The organism is Massilia sp. LXY-5 (assembly GCF_059801075.1).
This window is the reverse complement of record NZ_JBNNEH010000003.1, coordinates 270845-295196: the sequence shown is the minus strand read 5'-3', so window position 1 is coordinate 295196 and position 24352 is coordinate 270845. Positions and strand designations below refer to the sequence as shown.

Here is a 24352-nt window from a genome sequence, read left to right as displayed (position 1 = left end):
TTATTTTTTATTCTTTATCAGTTGTTCGAGCACGTCCGCAATTTCCTCGTTTGCATGGCGCTTGCCGACCCCGTGCGCCGCCTGGGCCATCGCCAGGCAGTCGGCACGCGTGGTCGACATCAGGAGCTGCGCCAGGCTCGTCGCCGACAGCTCTCCCTGCTCCAGGTGGATCGCCGCTTTTTGTTTCGCCATCCAGACCGCGTTGTCGCGCTGGTGGCTGGTGGTGCTGGCGACAAACGGCACCAGCACGCTGGCCACGCCGGCCGCCGTCAGTTCCGACACGGTGATCGCGCCGGCGCGGCAGATCACCAGATCCGCCTGCGCGTAGGCGGCCGCCATGTCGTCGATGAAGTCGACCACGTTCGCTTCCACGCCCGCCTGCGCATAGGCCGCGCGCAGGGCGTCGATATTCTTCTTGCCCGACTGGTGGGTCACGATCGGGCGCACGTTGGCGTCGATCCGGGCCAGCGCCGCCGGCACGCTGTCGTTCAGCACCTTCGCGCCCAGGCTGCCGCCGACCACCAGCACGCGCAAGGGACCGCTGCGGCCGTCGAAGCGCGTGGCCGGCAGCGGCAGCGCGAGGATCGCCTGGCGCACCGGATTGCCGGTGACGACAGCCTTGCCCGCGGCATTGCCGAAATCGGCCGGGAAGCCGAACAGCACGCGCTGGGCGATCGGGCTGAGGGTCTTGTTCGACAACAGCAGGGCCGCGTCGGCATTCACCAGGGCCAGCGGAATACCGCGCGCGCGCGCCATCAGGCCGCCCGGCACGGTGACATAGCCGCCCATGCCCAGCACCACGTCCGGCTTGCGCTTGCCGAGGTAACGCAGGCAGGCGCCGAAGCTGGCCGCCATTTTCATGGCGCCAGTAAGGGTATGCCGGATGCCCTTGCCGCGCAGGCCGGCGAAGTCGATGGTGTCCATCTCGATGCCGTGCTTCGGCACGAACTCGCGCTCCATGCCGTGCGCGGTGCCGAGCCAGCTGACGTTCCAGCCGCGCTCGCGCATGGTCTGGGCGATCGCTACGCCGGGGAAGATGTGGCCGCCGGTGCCGGCTGCCATGATCATGAGCTGCTTCACAGGCTTATTCATCACAGGCGCCCTCCCCGCATCAGCACACGGTTCTCGTAGTCGATGCGCAGCAGGATCGCGAGACCGATGCAGTTGATGACGACGCCCGAACCGCCATAGCTCATCAGCGGCAAGGTCAGGCCTTTCGTCGGCAGCAGGCCCAGGTTCACACCCATGTTGATGAAGGTCTGCACGCCGATCCAGATGCCGATGCCTTTCGCAGCCAGGCCCGCGAAGAACTGGTCGAGGGCGATCGCCTGGCGGCCGATGTCGAAGGCGCGCTTGACGATCCAGTAGAACAGCGCCAGCGTCACCAGCACGCCGACCAGGCCCAGCTCTTCGCCGATCACGGCCATGATGAAGTCGGTGTGCGCTTCCGGCAGGTAGTGCAGCTTCTCGACGCTGTTGCCGAGGCCGACGCCGCCGATCTCGCCGCGCCCGAAGGCGATCAGCGAGTGGGTCAATTGATAGGCCTTGTCCAGCGCATTGTCTTCCTGCCACGGGTCGAGGTAGGCGAACATGCGCGCGCGGCGGAATGGCGACAGCGCGATGATGGACGTAAAAATGATCACCAGGATGGCGCCGATGCCGCCGAACCAGATCATGTTGAAGCCGCCCAGGAACAGGATGCCCATGGCGATGCAGACGATGACGCCGAAGGCGCCGAGGTCGGGCTCAAGCAGCAGCAGCATGCCGACCACGCCGATCGCAAAGGCCATCGGCATGAAACCCTTGGTCAGCTTGTGCATGTACTGCTGCTTGCGCACCGTGAAGTCGGCGGCGTACAGCACGGCGACGATCTTCATCATCTCGGACGGCTGCAGGTTGAAGACTTTCAGCGACAGCCAGCGCCGCGCGCCGTTCACCACCACGCCGACGCCCGGAATCAGGACCAGCATCAACAGCACCAGGGTGCCGACGAACATCAGCGGCGCCAGCTTTTGCAGGGAGGCGATGGGGATGCGGAAGGTGATATAGCCGAACAGGAGCGCCGCCGCGATGAAGGCCATCTGGCGGAACAGGAAGTATTCATGGCGCCCGGTCAGGTAGGCGAACTTGGGCGAGTCCGGCAGCGCGATCGAGGCCGAATACACCATCACCATCCCGAACAGCATCAGGATCACGGTGACCCAGACCAGCGGCTGGTCGTAGTCCATCATCTTCGACGGGCGCGAGCGCTCGGCGATGGCCGCGTCGCTGGCGGAACCGGAGAATTTGAAGGGAATCTGGAAAGCCATCAGATCTCCTGCCCCTTCTCGAGCGCGATCTCGCGCACGGCGTCGACGAACACCTGTGCGCGGTGCGCATAGTTCGTGAACATGTCGAGGCTGGCGCAGGCCGGGGACAGCAGCACGCTGTCGCCTGCGCGCGCCAGGCCGGCGGCGCGGCGCACCGCCTGCGGCAGGTCGTCGAGGTCGAAGCACGGCACGCCGGAAGGTTCGATCGCGGCCTTCACGGCAGGCGCGTCCTTCCCGATCAGCAGCACGGCGCGCACGTAGCGCGAGACGGGCTCGGCCAGCGGACTGAAATCCTGGCCCTTGCCGTCGCCGCCGGCGATCAGCAGGATCTGCTGGTCTTCGCCGGTAAAGGCCTTGCCGAGGCCGAGCAAGGCGGCGACGGTGGCGCCGACATTCGTGCCCTTGCTGTCGTCGTAGTAGTCGACGTTGTCGATGGAAGCGACCAGCTCGACGCGGTGCGGCTCGCCCGCGTATTCCCGCAGGCCGTGCAGCAAGGGCGCCAGCGGCAGGCCGGCGGCGCGGCACAGGGCCAGGGCGGCGAGCGCGTTCGAGGCGTTATGCAGGCCGCGGATTTTCAGGGCGTCGGCCGGCATCAGGCGGCTCACCGTCGTTTCGACCGGCTCGGCGACCTCGCCTTTTTTTAATTTTTTCTCACTCGCCTCGCCGGCCAGCGCGGTGGCCAGCCACAGCACGCCGCGCTCGTTGACGATGCCGAAGCTGCCCGCTTCCTGCGGTTCGCCGGTGCCGAAGGTAATCTGCGGCACATTCGGTGCGCCCATGCCCATCACGATGGCATCGTCGCGGTTCAGCACGCGGGTGGTGTCGGCGCCGAAGATGCGGGCTTTATCGGCGGCGTAGGCGGCCATGTCGCCGTGCCAGTCGAGGTGGTCCTGGGTGATGTTCAGCACCGTCGCCGCATCGGCGTTCAAGGAGTAAGTGGTGTGCAGCTGGAAGCTGGACAGTTCGAGCACCCAGGCCTGCGGCAGCTTGTCCTCATGAAGGGCTTCGCGCAGCACGTCCAGCGCGGCCGGGCTGATATTGCCGGCCACGCGGGTCTCGAAACCGGCGCGGCGGCACAGCAGGCCGGTCAGGCTCGTGACGGTCGTCTTGCCGTTGGTGCCGGTGATCGCGATGACTTTCGGCGCGTACGCACGCTCCGCCTTCAGGGCGGCCAGCGCTTGCGCGAACAGCTCGATCTCGCCCCAGACGGGAATGTTCTTCTCTTGCGCGGCAGGCGTGATCTCGGCCAGTTCCTTGTTCGGCGCCAGGCCGGGGCTGACGGCCACGAAATCGACGCCGTCGAGCAGCGCGGCCGTGAACTCGCCGTGGACGAATTCGGCATCGGCCACGGCTTCGCGCAGCGCCGGCAGGCGTTGCGGCTCGGCGCGCGTGTCGGCCACGCGCACGCGCGCGCCGCAACGGGCGAGCCATTGCGCCATCGCGAGCCCGGATTCCCCGAGCCCCAATACCAGTGCGAGTTTGCCTTCGTAGTTCATCGATCAGCGCAGTTTCAAGGTAGAGAGGCCGACGAGGACCAGGACCATCGTCACGATCCAGAAGCGGACCACGACCTTGGTCTCCTTCCAGCCCTTTTGTTCGAAATGGTGGTGCAGCGGCGCCATCAGGAAGACGCGGCGGCCGGTGCCGTAACGTTTTTTCGTGTACTTGAACCAGCTGACCTGGATGATCACCGACAGCGTTTCGGCCACGAACACGCCGCCCATGATGAACAGGACGATTTCCTGGCGCACGATGACGGCGATCGTGCCGAGCGCGCCGCCCAGCGCCAGCGCGCCGACGTCGCCCATGAACATCTGCGCCGGGTGCGCGTTATACCAGAGGAAGGCCAGCCCTGCCCCCGCCATCGCACCGCAGAAGATCAGCAGTTCGCCGGCGCCGGCGATGTGCGGGATGAACAGGTATTTCGAGTAGGTGACGTTACCGGTGAGATAAGCGAACAGTCCCAGCGCGCCGCCGACCATCACGGTCGGCATGATGGCCAGGCCATCGAGGCCGTCGGTGAAGTTGACTGCGTTCGAGGAGCCGACGATCACGCAATAGGTCAGCGCAATGAAACCCCAGACGCCCAGCGGATAGCTGATGGTCTTGAAGAAGGGGACGATCAGGTCGGCCTTGGGCGGCAGGTCCATCGAGAAGCCCGACTGTACCCAGGCCACGAACAGCTGGGCCACGCCCCACGGGGTCTTGGCCGACACCGAGAACGCGAGATACAGCGAGGCAGTCAGGCCGACCAGCGACATCCAGAAATATTTTTCGCGCGAGCGCATCCCTTCCGGGTCCTGGTACACGACCTTGCGGTAGTCGTCGACCCAGCCGACGGCGCCGAAGCCGAGCGTGACGATCAGCACCGGCCAGATCAGCCGGTTCGACAGGTCGCACCACAGCAGCGTGGAGATGGCGATCGAAATCAGGATCAGCACGCCGCCCATGGTCGGGGTGCCGTGTTTTTTCAGGTGGGTCTGCGGACCCTGGGTGCGCACGGCCTGGCCGACCTTCATCTCGGTCAGCTTGCGGATCACGGCCGGGCCGGTAAACAGGCCGAGCGCGATCGCGGTGATCGTGGCGAACACCGCGCGGAAGGTGATGAAGTTAAAGACACGCATCGGACCGATGTAGTCCTGCAGGTATTGGGCGAGCCAGAGAAGCATTTAGTGGGCGTCCTTGCCAGTGTGTGTGGATCCAGTCAGGTGATTGACCACGCGTTCCATCTTCATGAAACGCGAGCCCTTCACCAACACAGTTGCATCAGAATTGCCGCCCAGTTCCTTGTCCAGTGCTGCCAAAACATCCTCAAACTGCTCGAAATAATGTGCGCCGCTCGCCGCCAGATGGCGCGAGAGCTCACCCGTCGCCAGCACCGTCTCGATGCCGCGGCTTTGCGCATACGCGCCGATCTCTTCGGTGAATTCGCGGCCCTGCGTGCCCACCTCGCCCATGTCGCCGATGACCAGGATGCGCGGTGCCGGATAGGCTGCCAGCACATCGATCGCGGCGCGCATCGAGTCGGGGTTGGCGTTGTAGGTGTCGTCGATCACCAGCGCGCCGTTCGCGGCGCGCTTTTGCTGCAGGCGCCCGCCGACCGGGGTAAAACCTTCCAGGCCGCGCACGATGACGCTTTGTTCGATGCCGCCCGCCAGCGCGCAGGCAATCGCCGCCAGCGCGTTGCGTACATTGTGCTCGCCCGCGGCTGCCAGTTTCAGTTCAAACGCGCCGCCCGGCGTCGTTACTTTCAAATTGTTACCGAATCCCGTGCTGGCGTAGCTCGCGCGCACGTCGCAGGCGTCGGAAAGGCCGAAAGTCATGCTCCGGCAGTGCGCCGCCAGGCCCTGCCAGAGGGACGTATAGACGTCGTCGCCCGGATAGACGGCCACGCCGTCCGCCGGCAAGGCGGCCAGTACGGAGCCGTTTTCCTGCGCCACCGCTTCCACCGTGTGCATGAATTCCTGGTGCTCGCGCTGGGCGTTGTTCACCAGTCCCACGGTCGGCTGGGCGATGGCGGCGAGGCGGCCGATCTCGCCCGGATGGTTCATGCCGAGTTCGACGACGGCCGCGCGGTGCGAGGCTTCCAGGCGCATCAGGGTCAGCGGCACGCCGATCTCGTTGTTCAGGTTTCCCTGCGTGGCCAGGCGTGCGGCTTCGCCGAACGCGGCGGCGAGGATCGCGGCGATCATTTCCTTGACCGTCGTCTTGCCGTTGCTGCCGGTGACGCCGATCAGGGGAATGGCGTACTGGCGGCGCCATTGATTCGCGATCTGGCCGAGCGCCGTCAGGGTGTTCGGCACGAGGATGGCCGGCAGGGTCCAGCCTTCCGGCAGGCGTTCGGCGACGACCGCGGCGGCGCCGTTGGCGGCGACCTGCGGCAGGAAGTCGTGGGCATCGAAGGTTTCGCCGCGCAATGCGACGAACAGCGCGCCGGCATTCGCCGTGCGGCTGTCGGTCGAGACGCTGTCGAAGCTGGCGTCAGCAATCAGCTGAGAACCAGGCATCGATGCGATCAGATGTGCGAGCGAACCGCGCATGCTAGTTATTCCTCATCATGGTGAGCCGCGCACTGAGCGCCAGCGCGGCGTGGTCGGCGTCGGAAAACGGCAGCTTCTTGCCCTTGATTTCCTGGTAGGGCTCGTGGCCCTTCCCGGCCAGCAGGATCACGTCCTGTTTATTCGCCTGCTTGACGGCGGCCAGGATCGCGGTGGCGCGGTCCTCGATCGCCTGATGTTCTTTATCCATACCCGCGACGATCTGGGCGATGATCGCGCCCGGTTCTTCGCTGCGCGGGTTGTCGCTGGTGACGATGACCTGGTCGGCAGCTTGCGCGACGGCGCCCATCTGCGGACGCTTGCCCGGGTCGCGGTCGCCGCCGCAGCCGAACACGCACCACAGCTGGCCGCCACGCTCGTCCGCAACCTGGCGCAGCGCGTGCAGGGTTTTTTCCAGCGCGTCCGGTGTGTGGGCGTAATCGATCACGACCAGCGGCGCGTCCTGGCCGCCGACCTGCTGCATGCGGCCCGGGGCCGGCTGCAAGGCTTCGATCGCCTCGACCGCGCGCGGCAGCTCGACGCCCTTGGCCAGCAGCGCGCCCAGCACGGCCAGCGCATTGCTGATGTTGAAGCGGCCGACCAGCTGGGTTTTCACCAGCTGGCTACCCTGGGGCGCCTCGAGCTGGAATTCGGCTCCCGTCGGACGGCTGCGTTTATTGGACGCGCGCAGGATGGTCACGCCCTCGATCGCCGGCTGGGTGGCCGCGTCGTGCAGCGTGTAGCCGGTGATCGCCAGCGCGGGATTGGTCGCACGCAGGTGTGCCACCAGGCGCTGGCCGGCCGGATCGTCGAGGTTGACGACGGCGGTCTGCAGGCCGGGCCATTCGAACAGCTTGAGCTTGGCCGCCTCGTAGGTCTCCATGTCGCCGTGGTAGTCGAGGTGGTCGCGCGTCAGGTTGGTGAAGATCGCGACGTCGAAATGCAGGCCGGCCAGGCGTCCTTCGACCAGGCCGATGGACGAGACTTCGATCGCCAGCGAGCGTGCCTTCGCTTCGCGCACGGCAGCCAGGCGGCTCGCGAGCAGCACGGCGTCCGGCGTGGTGTAGCCGGTCACGTCGAACTCGGGTTCGCCGCGCCCTTTGTACATGGCCACGCCGAGGGTGCCGATGACGGCGGCCGTCTCGCCGAGCCTTGCGAAGGCCTGGCCGAGCCAGACGGCGCACGAGGTTTTTCCATTGGTGCCGGTCACGCCGACGGTGAACATGTCGGCGTCGGGCTGGCCGAGGACGGCGTGCGCGATCAGGCCGGCCTGCGGTTTCAGGTCCGGCACGGCCAGGTGCGGCACCACGATTGCCTCGTCCCAGGCGAAGTCGCGCGCTTCGAAGACGACGGCGGCGGCGCCGTTCGCGACTGCCGAAGCGATGAAGCGGCGCCCGTCGGCGGTTTCGCCCGGATAGGCGAAGAAGACGTCGCCCGGTACAACCTGGCGCGAGTCGGAAACGAGTTTGCCGCCCGGTGCGGCGGCAGTGATCCACTTGCAGATATCGTGCAGGCTACGCGTCATCACCAACTCTCCTCGAGTGGCTCTTCCGGAATGATGATGTCGGTGACCGACGAATCCGGAGGAATGTTATGGGCCCGCAGGGCGTTCGCTGCCAGGTCGGCGAAGGTCGGCGCTGCGACGCTACCGCCGGTGCGCAGCGCGCCGCGCGGGTTGTCGACCATGACGGCGATGATGAAACGCGGCTTCGACATCGGCGCGATGCCGACGAAATAGCCGATGTTGTCGGTGCGCGAGTAATGGCCGTTGACGATCTTTTCGGCGGTACCGGTCTTGCCGCCCACCCGGTAGCCCGGCACCTGCGCCTTCGAGGCCGTGCCTTCCGGGCTGACGACCGATTCGAGCATGGTGCGCACCTGGGCCGCGGTCTTCGGCGAAATGACCTGCTGGCCGACCGGCCGTTCGTCCATCTTGACGAACGACAGCGGGATGATGTCGCCGTTGCGCGCGAAGATCATGTAGGAGCGCGCCATCTGCAGCAGCGACACCGACAGGCCGTGGCCGAAGGCCATGTTCGCGTATTCGATCGGCTTCCAGGACTTCCATGGACGCACGCGGCCGGCGGTCGGGCCGGGGAAGCCGAAGCGCGGGGCCTGGCCGTAACCGAGCTTGGTGTACATCTCCCACATTTCCTGCGGCGGGATCAGCTGCGAGATTTTCACCACGCCGATGTTCGACGACTTCTGGATGATGCCGCCCACGGTACGCACGCCGTAGTTGTGGGTATCGCGGATGGTCTTCCCCGTGATCGTGATGCGGCCGGGCGAGGTGTCGAACACGGTGTTCGGCGTGATGCGCTTGGTTTCCAGGCCGAGCGCCACGGTCACCGGCTTGATCGTCGAGCCGGGCTCGAAGGTGTCGGTGATGACGCGGTTGCGCAGCTGCTCGCCGGTGAGCTTGGAGCGGTCGTTCGGGTTGTAGCTCGGGTAGTTGGCCATGGCCAGCACTTCGCCCGTCTGCACGTCGAGCACGACGGCGCCGCCGGCCTGGGCGTTGAACTTCTCGACCGCATTCTTGACGCTGGTGAAGGCGATGTACTGGAGTTTACTGTCGACCGACAGGGTCAGGTCCTTGCCGTCGTGCGGCTCGCGCGAGAAGCCCAGGTCTTCGACGATGCGGCCCAGGCGGTCCTTGATCACGCGGCGGCTGCCCACCGCGCCGACCAGCGATTTTTGCTGCGCCAGCTCCATGCCTTCCTGGCCCACGTCTTCGACGTTGGTGAAGCCGACCATGTGGGTCATGACTTCGCCCTGCGGATAAAAACGCTTGTATTCCTTGCGCGTATCGAGGCCCGAGATTTTAAGTTTTTCGATTTTCGCGATGACGTCCATCTCGACCTGGCGCTTCAGGTAGACGAAGGTGCGGTCGGAGTCGAGCTTCTTGCGCAGTTCCGATTCCGGCATCTCGAGCAGGCGCGCCAGTTCCCTCAGTTTTTCCGGCGGCGAGGCCAGCACGTCTTCCGGGATCGCCCAGACGGCCTTCACCGGCAGGGACGAGGCCAGCACCTCGCCGTTGCGGTCCATGATCTTGCCGCGCGTGGCGGGCAGCTCGAGCGTGCGCTCGTAGCGGCTCTTGCCCTGCTTTTGCAGGAACTGGGTCGACATGCCCTGCAGCCAGAGCGCGCGCAGGCCGAGCGCGGCAAAGGCCGCGAACAGCACGAACAGCATCACGCGCGAGCGCCAGTCGGGCAGGCGCACGGCCAGCACCGGGCTCTTCGAGAAGGCCATGCCTTTGGCCGCGGCGACGCGGCCGGTGGTGAAGGGCTTGTCGCGCTTCATCGCGCGCCCTCCGTCAGGTACTGGGTGCGCGCCGGGGTCAGCGGGGTCATGTTCAGGTTGGTGCGGGCGATCTGCTCGATGCGCTCGTTCTTGCCGAGCGTGGACTGGTCCAGCTGCAGCTGGGCCCAGTCGATGTCGAGCTGGCGCGACTGCTGCTGCAGGCGCTCGAGTTCGATAAACAGGTGGCGCGCCTGGTAGCGCGCGTTAACCAGGGTCAGGCCGCAGGCGATCAGGCCGGCCGCCAGCAGGATGTTGAGCTTGTTGCTCATCGTGCCGCATCCTCCAGCCGCTCGGCCACGCGCAGCACCGCCGAACGGGCGCGCGGGTTGGCGGAGACTTCTTCGCCGGATGGCTTGATCTTGGCAATCAGCTTCATCTGCGGCTGCGGCAGGTCGACGGCGCGGATCGGCAGGCGCCGGTCCGGCTGCGGCACCTTGGCCTTGCTGGCCAGGAATTGCTTGACCATGCGGTCTTCGAGCGAGTGGAAGCTGATCACGGACATGCGGGCGCCGGGCGCGAGCATGGCGTAGGCAGCCGTCAGCCCTGCCTCGAGGTCCTCAAGCTCTTTATTGATGAAAATCCGGATAGCCTGAAAGGTACGGGTGGCCGGATCCTTGCCTTTTTCCCGAGTCTTGACCGCGTCTGCCACGATTGCGGCAAGCTGGCGTGTGCCTGAAATTGGCTCGATTGCCCGGCGAGCAACAACCGCCTTTGCAATCTGAAAAGCAAACCGTTCTTCCCCATAATCACGTATAACCTTTTCCAGTTGTTGTTCGGTCGCCGTGGCTATCCATTCGGCGGCCGAGAGTCCGCGTGTCGTGTCCATCCGCATGTCGAGCGGGCCGTCGTTGCGGAAGCTGAAGCCCCGCGTGGCGTCGTCGACCTGGGGCGAGGAGATGCCCAGGTCGAGCAGGATGCCGTCCACTTGCGTCACGCCCTGGGCGGCGAGTGCCGTGCCCATGGTCGCGAAGCTGTCGTGGACAATCGAAAAGCGTGGGTCGGTGATCTGCTGCGCGGTGGCGATCGCCTGCAGGTCCTTGTCGAAGGCAACCAGGCGACCGTCCGGTGCCAGGCGTGACAGGATCAGGCGGCTGTGGCCGCCGCGGCCGAAGGTGCCATCTATATAGAGACCCGAGGCACGAGCGCCCGTCAGGTCGAGCGCATCGACCGCTTCATCAAGCAGCACCGTGCGATGCTGCAATTCGGGCACCGGAGTGGCAATCGTCATCCGTGCCTCAGAAAGAGAAATTGGAAAGAACATCGGGCATGCCGCCGGCAACGGCGGATGCTTCATCGGCGGCCAGCTTGGCGGCGTCCCAGATCTCGAAGTGGCTGCCCATGCCGAGCATCATCACTTCTTTTTCCAGGCCGACGGCGGCACGCAGTTCGGGGGAAATCAGGGCGCGGCCGGCGCTGTCCATCTCGACATCGCAGGCGTTACCGAGGAAAATGCGCTGCCACGCGCGTGCCGACATGGGCCAGGCGGCGATCTGGTCGCGGTGGGTTTCCCAGACGGGACGCGGGAACAGCAACAGGCAGCCGTGCGGGTGGCGGGTCAGCGTGAGGCGGCCTTCGCATTGCAGCGCGAGGGCGTCACGATGCTTTGCCGGAATCGACATCCGGCCTTTCGCATCGAGATTGATCGCTGACGCGCCTTGAAACACGTAGGTACCTAGCTTTGGAGAGTTATCAGTTTAGTTGTTTTGCGCGCCGGGAGACCTGAACTTCTCCCACAAAACTGCACTTTTTCACACTGTTTCCCACTTTAGAGGAAGCGTTGTTACTGGTCAAGCGAATTCCGGTAGGAAAAATCTGGATTTTGCTAATGAAATGAAGGACTTAGCACGCATCGCTCAAGCAGTCTCACGACAAAATCTCTCGGAAAATTAAGCACTTAGGCTCAAGTGTGAATGTCTTACCTCATCTGGATAATTACGCGACATTTTTTCCTTGTAGAAAAAATATTCATTTTCCGTGACGAGATCGTAGCTGTGGCCGGCTCGCACGCGACATCCGGGAAATTGCGGATTCATGCTGGAAGGATTAGGATTTCTCCATCGCCCAACAGTTCGGCCCAGGCCGGGGGCGAGTTGCCGTAACAGCAAGGAGATTGCCGTGAGCCTGACCATTGCGCGCACCCGCGCCGTGTACGACCTGCTCGACGTACAGGATGCCCTGGATCGCAGCCGGGGCCGCTCGCCCGAGCTCGAAGCGTTCTATGAACGCATGCTCGATACCGGCCCCGAGCGCTTCGTGACCACGCCCTCTTCCCTCGACGCCCTGTCCCCGCTCTTTGAAGAATGCCCGAACTTCGACGCCGTGCTGGACGACCTGGCGCGCTACCTGCGCCTGGCCCACGCCGGCAACAAGGGGTTCAATGTGATGCCGATCCTGCTGCTGGGCGGGCCGGGCGTCGGCAAGACCCATTTCGCCAAGCGCCTGGCGCGCGCCATGGGCACCGACTGCGAACTGATCAGCATGAACGCCCTCTCAGCCGGCTTCGTCATCACCGGCAGCTCGGCCAGCTGGCGCGGCGCGAAATGCGGCAAGGTCGCCGAGCGCCTCGTGCGCGGCCAGTACGCGAATCCGGTCGTGGTGCTCGATGAAGTGGAAAAGGCGAGCGGTTCCTCGCAGTCCGACCCGCTGGCCGCCTTGTACCAACTGCTGGAGCCGGAAACCTCGCGCGCCTTCCGCGACGAATTCATCGACGTCGAGATCGACGCCAGCCAGATCTTCTGGGTACTCACCGCCAATTCCACCGAAGGCATCCCGGCGCCCCTGTTGAACCGGATGGCCGTGTACGAGGTGCCGGCGCCGACGGCGAGCCAGGCGGCCGGGATCGCCCAGCGCATGGTCGCGGCGCTGCTGGTGGAACTGAACTTGCCCGGGTTCGACGCGCGCCTGCCCGATGCGGTGCTCGACAAGCTGGCCCCGGTCGCCCCGCGCGACCTGCGCAAGACCCTGCTCGACAGCCTGGGTTATGCGGTGGCCGACGGGCGTGCCCATGTGACCGTGGCCGACGTGCGCCTGCGCGGCGTGCCGGGACGGGCGCGGATCGGGTTTTAACTTGGCGTTCCGCTGATCCTCCGGCGGCGCTAGAATAAGGTCATATCGTCAACCAGAGAGCCCCATGACCGAGTTCGCCATCACGCCACCTGCCACGCCTTCGCTCGCCATCTTCGGCAGCAGCGCCCGCTTCCCGATCCGCCGCGTCTTCTGCGTCGGCCGCAATTATGCGACCCACGCGCGCGAAATGGGCAGCGATCCGGACCGTGAACCGCCCTTCTTCTTCACCAAGCCGGCCGACGCCGTAGTGCCCGCCGAAGGCGCCATTCCCTATCCGCCGGCGACAAAGGACCTGCACCACGAGATCGAACTGGTCGTCGCCCTGCGTTCGGGCGGCGCCGACATTCCGGCGGACGAGGCACTGGCCAAGGTGTGGGGTTACGGCGTCGGCCTCGACCTGACGCGGCGCGACATGCAGGCGGTGGCGAAGGACACCGGCCGTCCGTGGGACATGGCCAAGGGTTTCGATGCCTCCGCCCCGTGCAGCCCGCTGCGTCCGGTGAGCGCCTTCGGCCATCCGGCAGACGATGCCTGCATCCGCTTTTCCGTGAACGGCGAGGTGCGCCAGGACGGCGCCTTGAACGAGATGATCTGGCCGATCGCCGACATCATCAGCCACCTGTCGCGCCTGGTGACGCTGGCGCCGGGAGACCTGATCTTCACCGGTACGCCGGGCGGCGTCGGTGCGCTGCAGCCGGGTGACCGGGTGCACGGCGAAGTGGCGGGCGTCGACGAGTTCGATCTCGAGATCGTCGAGAAATCGTAAGCGGGTAGTGGCCGCGCGTCCTCACCTGGCCGGCGTTGCGCGCAGCGCAGCCAGGAAGCGCTCCGGCTGCTCCACGCTGATCAATAACGAAGGTCCAGTTCTGGCCGGCAGGTAGACCACCCGGCCGCGGTCGGTCAGCAACGCAAACACCTGTCCGCCCTGCCCCGTAAAACGCCCCGCCGCATAACCCGGCAGGCTGATGCCATTGCTGCGCACGCCGAGCCGGGCCTCCGGGATGGCGTCGAGACTACCGGCCCGCGCCCGCGCCAGGTCGAACTCGCCCAGCGGACGCTCGTGCTGGTAGAAGTGGGCCGCGTGCAGCACGAGCTTGCCGTTTTCAAGAAGCAACTCGTTGTCCGACATGGTAAAACCGAGGGCCGACATCAACGGCACGATCAGGATCGCCGCCAGTCCCACGTTGCGCAGGGTACGCGCCGGCCCGTCGCGGCGCAGCACCAGCAAGGGCGCGCCGCAGGCCAGCAGCGCGATGGCGAACAAGGCCGCATACACCCAGGCGTCCGGCGCCGGAATCGCGAACGCCGTCAATGCTCGACCCAGCCCTTGGCATGCTCGACCGCACGCGCCCAGCGCGCCCGCAATTCGGCACGACGCTCGGCCGGCATGTCCGGCTCGAAGCGGCGCTCGGCGCGCCACAGGGCCTGGATTTCCTCGCGCGAGCTCCAGAAGCCCTCGGCCAGGCCGGCCAGGTAGGCCGCGCCCAGCGCCGTGGTTTCCGTCACCGCCGGGCGCACCACCGGCACGCCGAGCAGGTCGGCCTGGAATTGCATGAGTAAATCGTTGCGGGCGGCGCCGCCGTCGGCGCGTACTTCCATCACCGGGCAGGCGGCATCCTTCTGCATCGCCGCCAGCAATTCCGCGCTCTGGTAGGCGATTGCCTCGATCGCCGCGCGTGCAATGTGCGCCTTTGTCGTGCCGCGCGTCATGCCGACGATGGTGCCGCGCGCGTATGGGTCCCAGTGCGGCGCGCCGAGGCCGACAAAGGCCGGCACCAGCATCACGCCGCCGGAATCCGGCACCGAGGTCGCCAGCGCTTCGACCTCGTTCGACTCCTTGATGATGCCGAGGCCATCGCGCAGCCACTGGACGGTGGCGCCGCCCATGAAGACGCTGCCCTCCAACATGTAGTCGGTGCGGCCGTCGATCTTCCAGCCGATGGTCGCCAGCAGGCGGTTGCGCGAGACCGGCGGCACATAGCCCGAGTGCATCAGCATGAAACAACCGGTGCCATAGGTATTTTTCACCATGCCCTTGTCGTAGCAGGCCTGGCCGAAGGTGGCGGCCTGCTGGTCGCCGGCGATGCCCGACAGGGGGATCGGCCTGCCGAACCATTCCTCGCGCGCGAGGCCGACCTGGCCCGAGCTGCGCACCACTTCCGGCAACATCGATTCCGGCACGCCGAACAGGTCGAGCAGAAACGGATCCCAACGCATCGTATGGATGTTGTAGAGCATCGTGCGCGAAGCGTTGCTGACGTCGGTGACATGGCGCCCGCATAATTGATAGGCGAGCCAGCTGTCGATCGTGCCGAAACAGAGTTCGCCGGCCAGGGCCCGTTCGCGCGCGCCGGGCACGTTCTCGAGCAGCCATTGCAGTTTGGTGGCGGAAAAATAGGCGTCCAGTTCGAGTCCGGTGCTGCGGCTGATCTGGCGCGCGTAGCCCGCCTCGCGCAGGCGGTCGCAGGCACCGGCCGTTCTCCGGTCCTGCCAGACGATGGCGGGCGCGATCGGCTCGCCGCTGGCGCGGTCCCAGACGACGGTGGTCTCGCGTTGATTGGCGATGCCGATGGCGGCGATCTGGGAAGCCGGCACGCGGCTATCGGACATCACCTTGCGCGCGCAGGCGAGCTGGCTGTTCCAGATGTCGAGCGCGTCGTGCTCGACCCAGCCGGGCTGCGGGAAATGCTGGGGAAACTCCTGCTGGGCGCAGGCGAAGACCTGTCCCTGGCGATCGAACAGGATGGCGCGGGAACTGGTCGTTCCCTGGTCCAGGGCCAGGACGTACTGCGGCACGTACTGAGGCAGATGTTGAGGCACGAGTCCCCCTGCGCTGTGAATTAAGTGTAAAGCAGGCCGATAGGCCGGATTCTGTGTAGTGGTCTCCCTTGCGGGACGCCCCTATGACAGCCATTCCTCTAGGCGCCGAATTACTCCGGCGCTCAAGCTTCCTACCCGCACGCTCCGCGAGCAACATCAACGCGTGCCTATTTGGAATTGCTCCGAGTGGAGGTTACCGCGTTTCACCGTAACTAAATACGCTCGTCTCTGTGGCCCTATTCCTCGCCTTATACCCCTGGCTTGCGCCAGCGGCTTTCGGCGGACGGCCGTTAACCGTCACCCCGCTCTGTGGAGTCCGGACCTTCCTCCCGCCGGCACCTTGAGAGTGCCAGCCAGCGGCTGTCTGGCCTGCTTCACGGGGTGCATTGTAACCGATGGGGGTAAGCGCCGCCATTTTTGAAAATCGGTGTCGCCATTTGAAAAGCCCGCCGCCAGGCGATTGCATAGAATGCCACGATGCCTACCTTTCAAGGATGACCGACACATGACGCACCCTTCCCGCACCGGCGGCCAGATCCTGGTCGATGCACTGCACGTCCACGGCGTCGACACCGCCTTCGGCGTGCCCGGCGAAAGCTATCTCGACGTGCTCGACGCCCTGCATGACTCCGAGATCCGCTTCGTCATCAACCGCCAGGAAGGGGGCGCGGCCTTCATGGCCGAGGCCTACGGCAAGCTGACCGGCAAGCCCGGCATCTGTTTCGTCACCCGCGGCCCCGGCGCGACGAACGCCTCGATCGGCGTGCACACGGCCTACCAGGATTCCACGCCCATGATCCTGTTCATCGGCCAGGTCGGCAACGATTTCGTCGACCGCGAAGCCTTCCAGGAAATCGACTACCGCCGCATGTACGGCGAAATGGCGAAATGGGTGGCGCAGATCGACCGCGCCGACCGCATCCCCGAATACATCGCGCGCGCGTTCCAGATTGCGACCAGCGGCCGTCCGGGCCCGGTGGTACTGGCCCTGCCCGAGGACATGCTGATCGATACGGCAGAAGTGGCCGACACCCGCCGCTACCAGCCGGTGCAGGCGGCGCCAAGCGCTGCGCAAATCGATACCCTGCGTTCGATGTTGGCCGAAGCGCAGCGCCCGATCGTGCTGCTCGGCGGCGGCACCTGGAATGCGCAGGCCTGCGCCGACCTGCAACGCTTCGCCGAAGCGAACGCACTTCCCGTCGCCTGCACCTTCCGCTTCCAGGACCTGCTCGATAACGCCCACCCGAATTACATCGGCGACGTCGGCATCGGCATCAACCCGAAACTGGCCGCGCGCGTCAAGGACGCGGATCTCGTCATTGCGATCGGCCCGCGCCTGGGCGAGATGACGACCGGCGGCTACACCCTGCTCGCCTCGCCGGTGCCGGCCCAGCGCCTGGTCCACATCCACGCCGACCCCGAGGAACTGGGCAGCGTCTATCAGGCCGAATTGATGATCGCCAGCGGCGCGCCGCAAGTCACCGCCATGCTGGCCGCGATGGAACCGGTCGATGCCAGCGCCTGGCGCCATACCGTCGCCGAGGCGAAGGCCGATCTCGCCGCTTACCAGGAGCAGCCGCCAATCTTCAGGAACGGCGAAGCGCCGCTGGACCTGTGGCAAGTGGTGCAGGACCTGATGGCGACGCTCCCACGCGACACCATCATCACCAACGGCGCCGGCAACTACGCCTCCTGGGCGCACCGCTTCTGGCGCTATGGCGGCATGCGCACGCAGCTGGCGCCGACCAACGGCGCGATGGGCTATGCGGTGCCCTCGGGTGTCGCGGCAAAAATCGTCGACCCGCAGCGCACCGTCGTCACCTTTGCGGGAGACGGCGAATTCATGATGACGGGCCAGGAACTGGCGACCGCCGTGCAGTACGGGGCCGGCGTGATCATCATCGTCTTCAACAACAGCATGTTCGGCACCATCCGCATGCACCAGGAAAAAACCTATCCGGGCCGCGTCTCGGGTACGACCCTGCACAACCCGGACTTCGCGGCGCTGGCGCGGGCCTACGGCGGGCATGGGGAAATCGTCGAGAAGACGGCCGACTTCGCGCCGGCCCTGGCGCGCGCACTGGAACATGCGAACGGCAAGGGGTTGCCGGCGCTGATCGAGCTGCGTTACGACGGTAACCTGATTACGCCAAACCTCACGCTGGAGGCGATGCGCAAGGCGGCGCAGGCGGGACAGGGGGGCTAAGGCCCGCTTGCACCGCAAACGGCGACGGCAGGTACTACAAGCGCCGTTCCAGCGTCAGCTCGGCGCTGAACGCCAGCGGCCCGTCGCTGTCGGTGGTCAGGCTGCCGTTGAAGGTGTATGCGCCATTGGCGAGAACACCGACCGTGATCTTGCCCCCTGTGATCGTCAGGCTGTCGCGGCCTTTCGACGCCGTGAATGCGGCCGAGCGCACTTGCACGTGGGCGGCGCTGTCCAGATGTTGAACGAAGTACGTGCTGTCGCCGACCACGAACTCACCCGTGCGCAGGTAATCGCTCAAGGGCACATAAGCTGCGGGAAGGCTGACGCCACTCTTGCGCGGGGGTGCGAAGTTGAGGTCGATCCGCACATGGCTGCCCTGGTAGGGGGCGGTTATCATGATGCCGGCCGAACTGATATCGGTCCCGTTCACGTCCTTGTACGTCGCGCTCGCCCTGGCAGCGCAGACATCCTGGCTCGCCTGCAAGGGCGTCAGGGATGCTCCCTGGAATGACACCCGCCCCGAGTCGAAGACGGGGGAATTTGAAAACCGCCGCCACTCGGCGCCGCCGCTCGCGCCAAGCTTACCGATGATCGCGTTGTCGCCCGCGATGTGCCAATTCGCAGGTGCCCCATTCGTTTCGAGCAGTGTGCTCCCCTGCAGCTTCCAGCCCGAGGTGGAGCGGTCGCAATGCTTGACGACGATGTCGGCCCCATTCTGGACCAGGACATAAGGCAGCAGGAATTCGGAAAATGCGTATGGATTGATTTGATACCAGAGTCCCTGCGTATTGACTGGTGCCGGTTCGGGCTGCGAACTGCCTCCGCCGCACGCGGCCAGCGCGAGAAGCGCGGCAAAGCCCGTAATTATTCTAAGGTGCATCAGGGGCCGTCCTTTTTTGGTTAAAACGCGAATCACGCCGCCACGCGAGCAGATCCCGTTTCGCGAATAGTTTACCGAATTAAGATGGTCCAATTCTCACCTTTTATCACCTCGCACGAACGCTCCAGCACGGTCCTCGACCCTGGTTCGATTGCCAAACGCAGCATTGCGCCGAACGCGCTATGCTGCTCGACGGCAGCATGCACAACGGGCCTGCGCGCCAGGCAAAACGATAAGGAGACGAAACACCGTGAGCACCACCCCAGAACTGGTCTTGTGCATTCCCGGTCCATGGGACAACAGCAGCATCCTGGCCGACGAGATCGCCGTCAGCGCCATCGGTTATTCCCTGACGGGCACCGTGCTGCGCGACGCCGAGACCGGCTTCGCCTGGGAACTCGTGCTGCAAGGGCCCGATCCGAACCTGGCGGCGGACTTCGCCAGGGCCGGTCCGCACTGGGCCTCCACCGAGGCGATGGCCGACATCGACGACCACGCGTCGGTCGCCTACCTGGCAGGACCGGGCGGTTCGCGCGAAGCGGCCGAGGCGATGATGCGCGCCGGCGCCGCCCTGATCGATAGCGGCGGCCTTGGCGTGAAGGTCGACAGCACCGGGATCGCCCACGCCCCGGCATACTGGATCGACATGTGCGAACAGCTCGACCAGCTGACGGCGCACCGGGCGCTGGTGGTCTACGTGGCCGGCGCCGAGGTCTATTCCTGCGGCATGCACAACTTCGGCTTGCCGGAAGCGATCACCAGCGGGGGCGACAAGACGCAGGCGGCCGACATGCTGCGCTTCTTCACCCGCTACCTGCTCGAACGTTCTCCACAACTGGCCGATGGCCACACCTTTTCGGTCAGCGAGGGCAAACCCGTGTACCGGGTCGAAAAGGTGGCGGCGGTCGATTACGGCGAAGGCTCGCTGTTCAATAATCCCTACGGCGCCTGGCGCCTGAGCCCGGTCGCCCCGGAAAAGAAGGGCAACTGGTGGGTCCGCAACCGGCAATAAGTCGACTGGCGGCCGTTCGCTAGCCCGGCAGCAGGGGCTCGAGATCGGCCGGCAGCGGCAAGGGGCCGTCGAATACGCTTTGCTGCTCCGCTGTCGGATGCGTCAGGAACAGCGCGACGAGGGCAATGAACAGCCAGGCGAGCGAGTTGCGCAGCGTGGACCGTTTCCTGGGCTTTTCCTCCTGTTCGGTGCTGGTCGAACCCATACTGTAGACCAGCGCGCACGGACACACCCGGGCGCACGATTCGATCGCTCCAGGTCGTCGGCAGGCCTGGGGCCGCATTTCAGAACTGTCGCGTTTGCGCATATCGGCAGCGTTTTGCATTGTCCAATTCGATGGCAATTCGTTGCCGATTCGTCAGTACCTCCCTCTGGTAAAATACGCGCGACCCTTTTCGTCGTGCCGGCGGTTTTGTCCGGCATGTGCATGCACTACCCTCCACCATTCAATCCATGTTTAGTTTCTTTAAAAGAAAAAAAGCCGCCGACACACCGGCGCCGGTCGAGGTTGTGCCGGCGCCGGTTGTGCCCGCCCCTGCGCCCGCCCCGGCGCCTGCTGCACCTGCCCTGGCACCTGCCCCGGTAACGCAAGCCGTCCCTGAAGCCGACCTCTTCATCGAAGAAACGGCCGAACGCCCGACCAGCGAAGCGGAAAAGAAACGGTCCTGGATGACGCGCCTGAAGGCGGGCCTGTCCAAGACCTCGAGCAATTTGTCGCTGCTGTTCGTCGGCGCGCGCATCGACGAAGACCTGTACGAGGAACTCGAGTCCGCGCTGCTGATGTCGGATGCCGGCATGGACGCGACCCAGTTTCTTCTCGATAGCCTGCGCCGCAAGGTGAAGGAGGACAAGCTGCTCGACGCCGCCGCCGTGAAGGCCGCGCTGAAAACGCTGATGATCGAGATGCTCGCGCCCCTGCAAAAGCCGCTGGAACTGGGCCGCCATGAGCCGCTCGTGATGATGATTTCCGGCGTCAATGGTGCGGGTAAAACCACCACCATCGGCAAACTCGCCAAGCACATGCAGCGCTCGGATCAGTCCGTGCTGCTGGCCGCCGGCGACACCTTCCGCGCCGCTGCGCGCGAGCAGTTGATGGTCTGGGGCCAGCGCAACAACGTCACCGTGATCTCGCAAGCCTCGGGCGATCCGGCCGCGGTCGCCTTCGACGCGGTGCAGTCTGGCAAGGCACGCGGCGTTGACGTCGTGATGGTCGATACAGCCGGCCGCCTGCCGACCCAGCTGCACCTGATGGAAGAACTGAAAAAGATCAAGCGCGTGATCGGCAAGGGCATGGATGGCGCCCCCCACGAAACCGTGCTCGTCATCGACGGCAATACCGGCCAGAACGCGCTGGCGCAGGTGAAGGCTTTTGATGACGCGCTGCAGCTGACCGGCCTCGTGATCACCAAGCTCGACGGCACGGCCAAGGGCGGCGTGCTGGCCGCGATCGCGCGCACGCGTCCGGTGCCGGTGTACTTCATCGGCGTCGGCGAGAAGCTGGACGACCTGCAGCCTTTCAATGCAGAAGAGTTCGTCGAAGCGCTGCTCGGATAAATGCAGATGATCGAATTCCACTCCGTTTCGAAGCAATATTCCGCCGATGCCACCGCCCTGCGCGAGGTATCCCTGAACATCGACAAGGGCGAACTGGTCTACCTGGCCGGCCCGTCCGGCGCCGGCAAGTCGACCCTGATGAAGATGATCGCCGCCATCGAGCGTCCGAGCAGCGGCCGCGTGATCGTGTTCGGCCAGGACATCGGCAAGCTGGGCAAACCCGGCATCCCCTTCCTGCGCCGTAAACTCGGCCTGATCTTCCAGCACCAGCGCCTGCTGAACGACCGCAACATCCTCGCCAATACGATGCTGCCGCTGCTGGTCACCGGTGCCCCCAAGGCCGGGGCCGAGCAACGGGCCCGGGCCGCGCTCGACAAGGTCGGCCTGCTCGACCGTGCGAAAGCCCATCCGCTGGAACTGTCCGGCGGCGAACAGCAGCGCGTGGCGATTGCCCGTGCGATCGTCAACCGGCCGCAGATCATCCTGGCCGACGAACCGACGGCCAACCTCGACCGCGTGGCCGCCGACAAGGTGCTCGACGCCCTGCGCGCGTTTCATTCCGTCGGCGTGACCTGCCTGATTTCGACCCACGACGAGCAGGTGCTCGACGGCGCGGCGCGCGTGATTCGCCTGGAACATGGCCAACTCGTCCCGACTGACCGTGTTGGAGGTGCGGCATGAGCCCCTGGATCCGCCAGCACCAGTTCGCGCTCGGCGCGGCACTGTCCACCCTGCGCAAGGCGCCCGGCAGCTTCCTGTTCAACGTGCTCGTCGTCGCGGTGGCGCTGGCGCTGCCCTTCGCCGGCATCACCCTGCTCGACAACGTGCGTCCGATGTCGGAGCAGTTATCGGTCGATCCGGAAGTAAGCCTGTTCGTGAAACCGGGCGCGACGCGCGAGGAGGCGCAGGCGCTCGCACCCCGGCTGCGCCAGATCCTGCAAGGCAGCAAGGCCAGGATCGTGTTCGTGCCGCGCGAACAGGCGCTCGACGATTTGAAAGACCGCAGCGGCCTGTCCGCCGCCCTCGACACGCTGGGCGAGAATCCGCTGCCCGACAGCTATGTGATGAAACTCGAAGGTTTCAATAGCACCGTCGAGGCCGCGCGCATCGACGGCATCGTCGAGCAGATGGGCGCGCTGCCGCAGGTCGATACCGTGCAAGTCGATTCGGCCTGGGTGAAACGCCTGGCTGCCCTGCTCGGCATCCTGCGCCTGGCGCTGCTGTTGCTGGCGGTCACGCTGGGCGTGGTGGTGATTGCGGTCGTGTTCAACACGATCCGCCTGCAGGTCCTGACCCAGCGTGAGGAAATTGCCGTCTCGAAGCTGCTGGGCGCGACCGACAATTTCATCCATCGGCCTTTCTATTACACGGGCGCCCTGCTCGGGCTGTGCGCCGGCGCCGTGGCGCTGGGCGCGGTCGCGCTGGGCCTGCATCCGCTCAACAATGCCATCGCCGAGTTCGCGCGGCTGTATGCGTCGGAATTCCAGCTGGCGCCGCTCGGCGCGCTGGAAGTGGCGGGCTTGCTGGCCATCAGTGCCGGACTCGGCCTGGTCGGGGCCCTGCTGTCGGTGCAGCGCCACCTGGCGCGCATGCGCTGAGGCCGCGCAGGGAGACGGAAGCGGTATGGCCGGGCGATTCTGCCCGGGCCATATCGCCTGCCCATGTTGTGCCGCCCTGCAAATTTTCACGCCCCCATTTGTAGGTATTGACGCCGCCAGCGCGCCAGACATCTTCCCTTCTGAGCGCTGAACTTCTTCCTCGGTGCGCCAACTAACAGAAACCACGTGTCGCGGACCCGTAACCTGAGTCCTGACCGCAGCCGCATGTCCGGTACGTTTGAGCTATCTCAACAATAATGCAAGGCTTTGTTCTACAGTAAATCGTTCTATTTTCGTTTCCGCAAAGAAATACTTTGATGAAACTTAAACGCTCTTCCGATCCGGGGGCGTTGCTGGCACTCTCCCATGGGGAGTGCTAATATATGTTCTCAAGTGAAGGTAAACAAGATCTGAAACGCATCCGGCACAGGCTTGAAGATAAGCGTGCCATCAGTTTCCGGGATGTCCCGGGAACCTGATCGATGCAGCAAAGATTACTCTACGAGGAAAATGATGATGTCCGCACAATCCGCACTGGTTCCGACCAGCAGTCGTGCCTTGAACCTCGGTTTCACCGGCAATCTCGGCAATATCGACGCGTATATTTCCGCCGTCAACCGCCTGCCGATGCTGACCCACGAGGAAGAGGTTTCGCTGGCAAAGCGGCTGCGGGATGCGAATGATCTCGACGCCGCGCAAAAGCTGGTGCTGTCGCACCTGCGCCTGGTGGTGTCGATCGCGCGCGGCTACCTGGGCTATGGCCTGCCGCACGCCGACCTGATCCAGGAAGGCAATATCGGCCTGATGAAGGCCGTGAAGCGTTTCGACCCGAACCAGGGCGTACGCCTGGTGTCGTACGCGATGCACTGGATCAAGGCCGAGATGCACGAATACATCCTCAAAAACTGGCGCCTGGTGAAGGTCGCCACGACCAAGGCCCAGCGCAAGCTGTTCTTCAACCTGCGCAGCAACAAGGTGGGCCTGGACGCGATGACCCCGACCCAGGTCGACGACCTGGCGAAGATGCTCGACGTCAAGCGTGAGGAAGTGATCGAGATGGAAACCCGCCTCTCGGGCCGCGACATCGCCCTGGAAGCGCCGACCGACGACGAAGACGACAAGTTCTCGCCGATCGCCTACCTGTCCTCGGACCAGCAGGAACCGACCAAGGTGCTGGAAGCCGAGCAGGTCACGCGCCTGCAGTCCGAAGGCCTGGAAACGGCGCTGGGCAAGCTCGACCCGCGTTCGCGCCGCATCGTCGAAGCGCGCTGGCTGGCGAACGACGACGGCTCGGGTGCGACCCTGCACACGCTGGCCGAAGAGTTTGGCGTGTCGGCCGAGCGGATTCGCCAGATCGAGTCGGCGGCATTGAAGAAGATGAAAGGTGCGCTGGCGGCGTTTGTGTAAGCAGCCAGACATTGAAGGACACGGCGGCCCCGCGCGGGCCGCTTTTTTTTTGGCAAATTTGTTGGTCAATGTAACGGGCCGCATGGTTTCAAACGGTGAACGCGTGGGCAATGCCCACCCTACGTTACGCCACAGTTGATTGAACTTGCTGCGGACGGTGGTG

22 protein-coding genes and 1 other RNA gene are annotated in these 24352 nt (G+C 65.1%); 8 read left to right on the top strand and 15 right to left on the bottom strand.

The window, feature by feature from the left end; genetic code table 11:
- From murG to mraZ, 10 genes are read right to left on the bottom strand one after another with little or no spacing between them, the layout of a single operon-like run.
- On the bottom strand, positions 1–1092 hold the full coding sequence (gene murG, locus ACI48I_RS10365; RefSeq protein ID WP_498574117.1) for an undecaprenyldiphospho-muramoylpentapeptide beta-N-acetylglucosaminyltransferase: 1092 nt from the start codon (positions 1090–1092) through the stop codon (positions 1–3).
- Positions 1092–2309: a putative lipid II flippase FtsW gene (gene ftsW, locus ACI48I_RS10360; RefSeq protein ID WP_193686985.1), complete on the bottom strand. Its 1218-nt coding sequence runs from the start codon at positions 2307–2309 to the stop codon at positions 1092–1094. The genes murG and ftsW overlap by 1 nt, the downstream gene beginning before the upstream one ends.
- Entirely contained in the window at positions 2309–3805 is a 1497-nt protein-coding gene (gene murD / locus ACI48I_RS10355) for a UDP-N-acetylmuramoyl-L-alanine--D-glutamate ligase (RefSeq protein ID WP_193686986.1), read from the bottom strand. Before murD ends, ftsW begins: the two co-directional genes overlap by 1 nt.
- A gap of 3 nt (positions 3806–3808) precedes the next feature.
- On the bottom strand, positions 3809–4978 hold the full coding sequence (mraY, locus tag ACI48I_RS10350) for a phospho-N-acetylmuramoyl-pentapeptide-transferase (RefSeq protein ID WP_193686987.1): 1170 nt from the start codon (positions 4976–4978) through the stop codon (positions 3809–3811).
- Positions 4979–6349: a UDP-N-acetylmuramoyl-tripeptide--D-alanyl-D-alanine ligase gene (locus tag ACI48I_RS10345; protein WP_498574116.1), complete on the bottom strand. Its 1371-nt coding sequence runs from the start codon at positions 6347–6349 to the stop codon at positions 4979–4981.
- A 1-nt stretch (position 6350) separates the two neighbouring features.
- On the bottom strand, positions 6351–7871 hold the full coding sequence (locus ACI48I_RS10340; protein WP_498574115.1) for a UDP-N-acetylmuramoyl-L-alanyl-D-glutamate--2,6-diaminopimelate ligase: 1521 nt from the start codon (positions 7869–7871) through the stop codon (positions 6351–6353).
- A complete protein-coding gene (locus ACI48I_RS10335; protein ID WP_193686990.1) occupies positions 7871–9646 on the bottom strand; it encodes a peptidoglycan D,D-transpeptidase FtsI family protein in 1776 nt (591 codons plus the stop codon). Before ACI48I_RS10335 ends, ACI48I_RS10340 begins: the two co-directional genes overlap by 1 nt.
- Positions 9643–9915, bottom strand: a complete 273-nt coding sequence (gene ftsL / locus ACI48I_RS10330; protein WP_193686991.1) for a cell division protein FtsL — start codon at positions 9913–9915, stop codon at positions 9643–9645. The genes ACI48I_RS10335 and ftsL overlap by 4 nt, the downstream gene beginning before the upstream one ends.
- Positions 9912–10874, bottom strand: coding sequence for a 16S rRNA (cytosine(1402)-N(4))-methyltransferase RsmH (gene rsmH / locus ACI48I_RS10325; RefSeq protein ID WP_498574528.1), 963 nt, complete (start codon positions 10872–10874; stop codon positions 9912–9914). The genes ftsL and rsmH overlap by 4 nt, the downstream gene beginning before the upstream one ends.
- A gap of 7 nt (positions 10875–10881) precedes the next feature.
- Positions 10882–11310, bottom strand: coding sequence for a division/cell wall cluster transcriptional repressor MraZ (mraZ, locus tag ACI48I_RS10320; RefSeq protein WP_193686993.1), 429 nt, complete (start codon positions 11308–11310; stop codon positions 10882–10884).
- Positions 11311–11761: 451 nt separating this feature from the next.
- Here mraZ and ACI48I_RS10315 point away from each other — a divergent pair, with 451 nt between their 5' ends.
- Positions 11762–12712 carry an AAA family ATPase gene (locus ACI48I_RS10315; protein ID WP_193686994.1) on the top strand — a complete coding sequence of 317 codons (951 nt, stop codon included), beginning with the start codon at positions 11762–11764 and terminating at the stop codon, positions 12710–12712.
- A 64-nt stretch (positions 12713–12776) separates the two neighbouring features.
- On the top strand, positions 12777–13478 hold the full coding sequence (locus ACI48I_RS10310) for a fumarylacetoacetate hydrolase family protein (RefSeq protein WP_193686995.1): 702 nt from the start codon (positions 12777–12779) through the stop codon (positions 13476–13478).
- A gap of 21 nt (positions 13479–13499) precedes the next feature.
- Here ACI48I_RS10310 and ACI48I_RS10305 read toward each other — a convergent pair whose 3' ends face one another.
- From ACI48I_RS10305 to rnpB, 3 genes are all read right to left on the bottom strand, one after another.
- A complete protein-coding gene (locus ACI48I_RS10305) occupies positions 13500–14024 on the bottom strand; it encodes a PH domain-containing protein (protein WP_498574114.1) in 525 nt (174 codons plus the stop codon).
- Positions 14021–15508: a glycerol kinase GlpK gene (gene glpK / locus ACI48I_RS10300; RefSeq protein WP_498574527.1), complete on the bottom strand. Its 1488-nt coding sequence runs from the start codon at positions 15506–15508 to the stop codon at positions 14021–14023. Before glpK ends, ACI48I_RS10305 begins: the two co-directional genes overlap by 4 nt.
- 48 nt (positions 15509–15556) lie before the next feature.
- Positions 15557–15908: RNase P RNA component class A (rnpB, locus tag ACI48I_RS10295), an RNA gene on the bottom strand.
- Positions 15909–16037: 129 nt separating this feature from the next.
- On the opposite strand from rnpB, the gene ACI48I_RS10290 reads away from it, so the two are divergent.
- Positions 16038–17738: a thiamine pyrophosphate-binding protein gene (locus ACI48I_RS10290; RefSeq protein ID WP_498574113.1), complete on the top strand. Its 1701-nt coding sequence runs from the start codon at positions 16038–16040 to the stop codon at positions 17736–17738.
- A gap of 34 nt (positions 17739–17772) precedes the next feature.
- Here ACI48I_RS10290 and ACI48I_RS10285 read toward each other — a convergent pair whose 3' ends face one another.
- Positions 17773–18711: a hypothetical protein gene (locus ACI48I_RS10285; RefSeq protein WP_498574112.1), complete on the bottom strand. Its 939-nt coding sequence runs from the start codon at positions 18709–18711 to the stop codon at positions 17773–17775.
- A gap of 157 nt (positions 18712–18868) precedes the next feature.
- Between ACI48I_RS10285 and ACI48I_RS10280 the strand changes: the two genes are divergently transcribed.
- On the top strand, positions 18869–19630 hold the full coding sequence (locus ACI48I_RS10280; protein WP_498574111.1) for a DUF4261 domain-containing protein: 762 nt from the start codon (positions 18869–18871) through the stop codon (positions 19628–19630).
- Positions 19631–19649: 19 nt separating this feature from the next.
- On the opposite strand, the gene ACI48I_RS10275 is transcribed toward ACI48I_RS10280, so the two are convergent.
- On the bottom strand, positions 19650–19835 hold the full coding sequence (locus ACI48I_RS10275; protein ID WP_498574110.1) for a hypothetical protein: 186 nt from the start codon (positions 19833–19835) through the stop codon (positions 19650–19652).
- A gap of 248 nt (positions 19836–20083) precedes the next feature.
- On the opposite strand from ACI48I_RS10275, the gene ftsY reads away from it, so the two are divergent.
- The 4 genes from ftsY to rpoH all read left to right on the top strand — a co-directional run bounded on the left by ftsY (position 20084) and on the right by rpoH (position 24189).
- Positions 20084–21184, top strand: coding sequence for a signal recognition particle-docking protein FtsY (gene ftsY, locus ACI48I_RS10270; RefSeq protein WP_498574109.1), 1101 nt, complete (start codon positions 20084–20086; stop codon positions 21182–21184).
- 6 nt (positions 21185–21190) lie between these two features.
- Entirely contained in the window at positions 21191–21865 is a 675-nt protein-coding gene (locus tag ACI48I_RS10265; protein ID WP_193687002.1) for a cell division ATP-binding protein FtsE, read from the top strand.
- Complete coding sequence (ftsX, locus tag ACI48I_RS10260; protein WP_498574108.1) at positions 21862–22782, top strand: permease-like cell division protein FtsX; 921 nt, start codon at positions 21862–21864, stop codon at positions 22780–22782. Before ACI48I_RS10265 ends, ftsX begins: the two co-directional genes overlap by 4 nt.
- 513 nt (positions 22783–23295) lie before the next feature.
- Positions 23296–24189, top strand: coding sequence for an RNA polymerase sigma factor RpoH (gene rpoH, locus ACI48I_RS10255; protein ID WP_193688815.1), 894 nt, complete (start codon positions 23296–23298; stop codon positions 24187–24189).
- Positions 24190–24352: the final 163 nt, after the last annotated feature.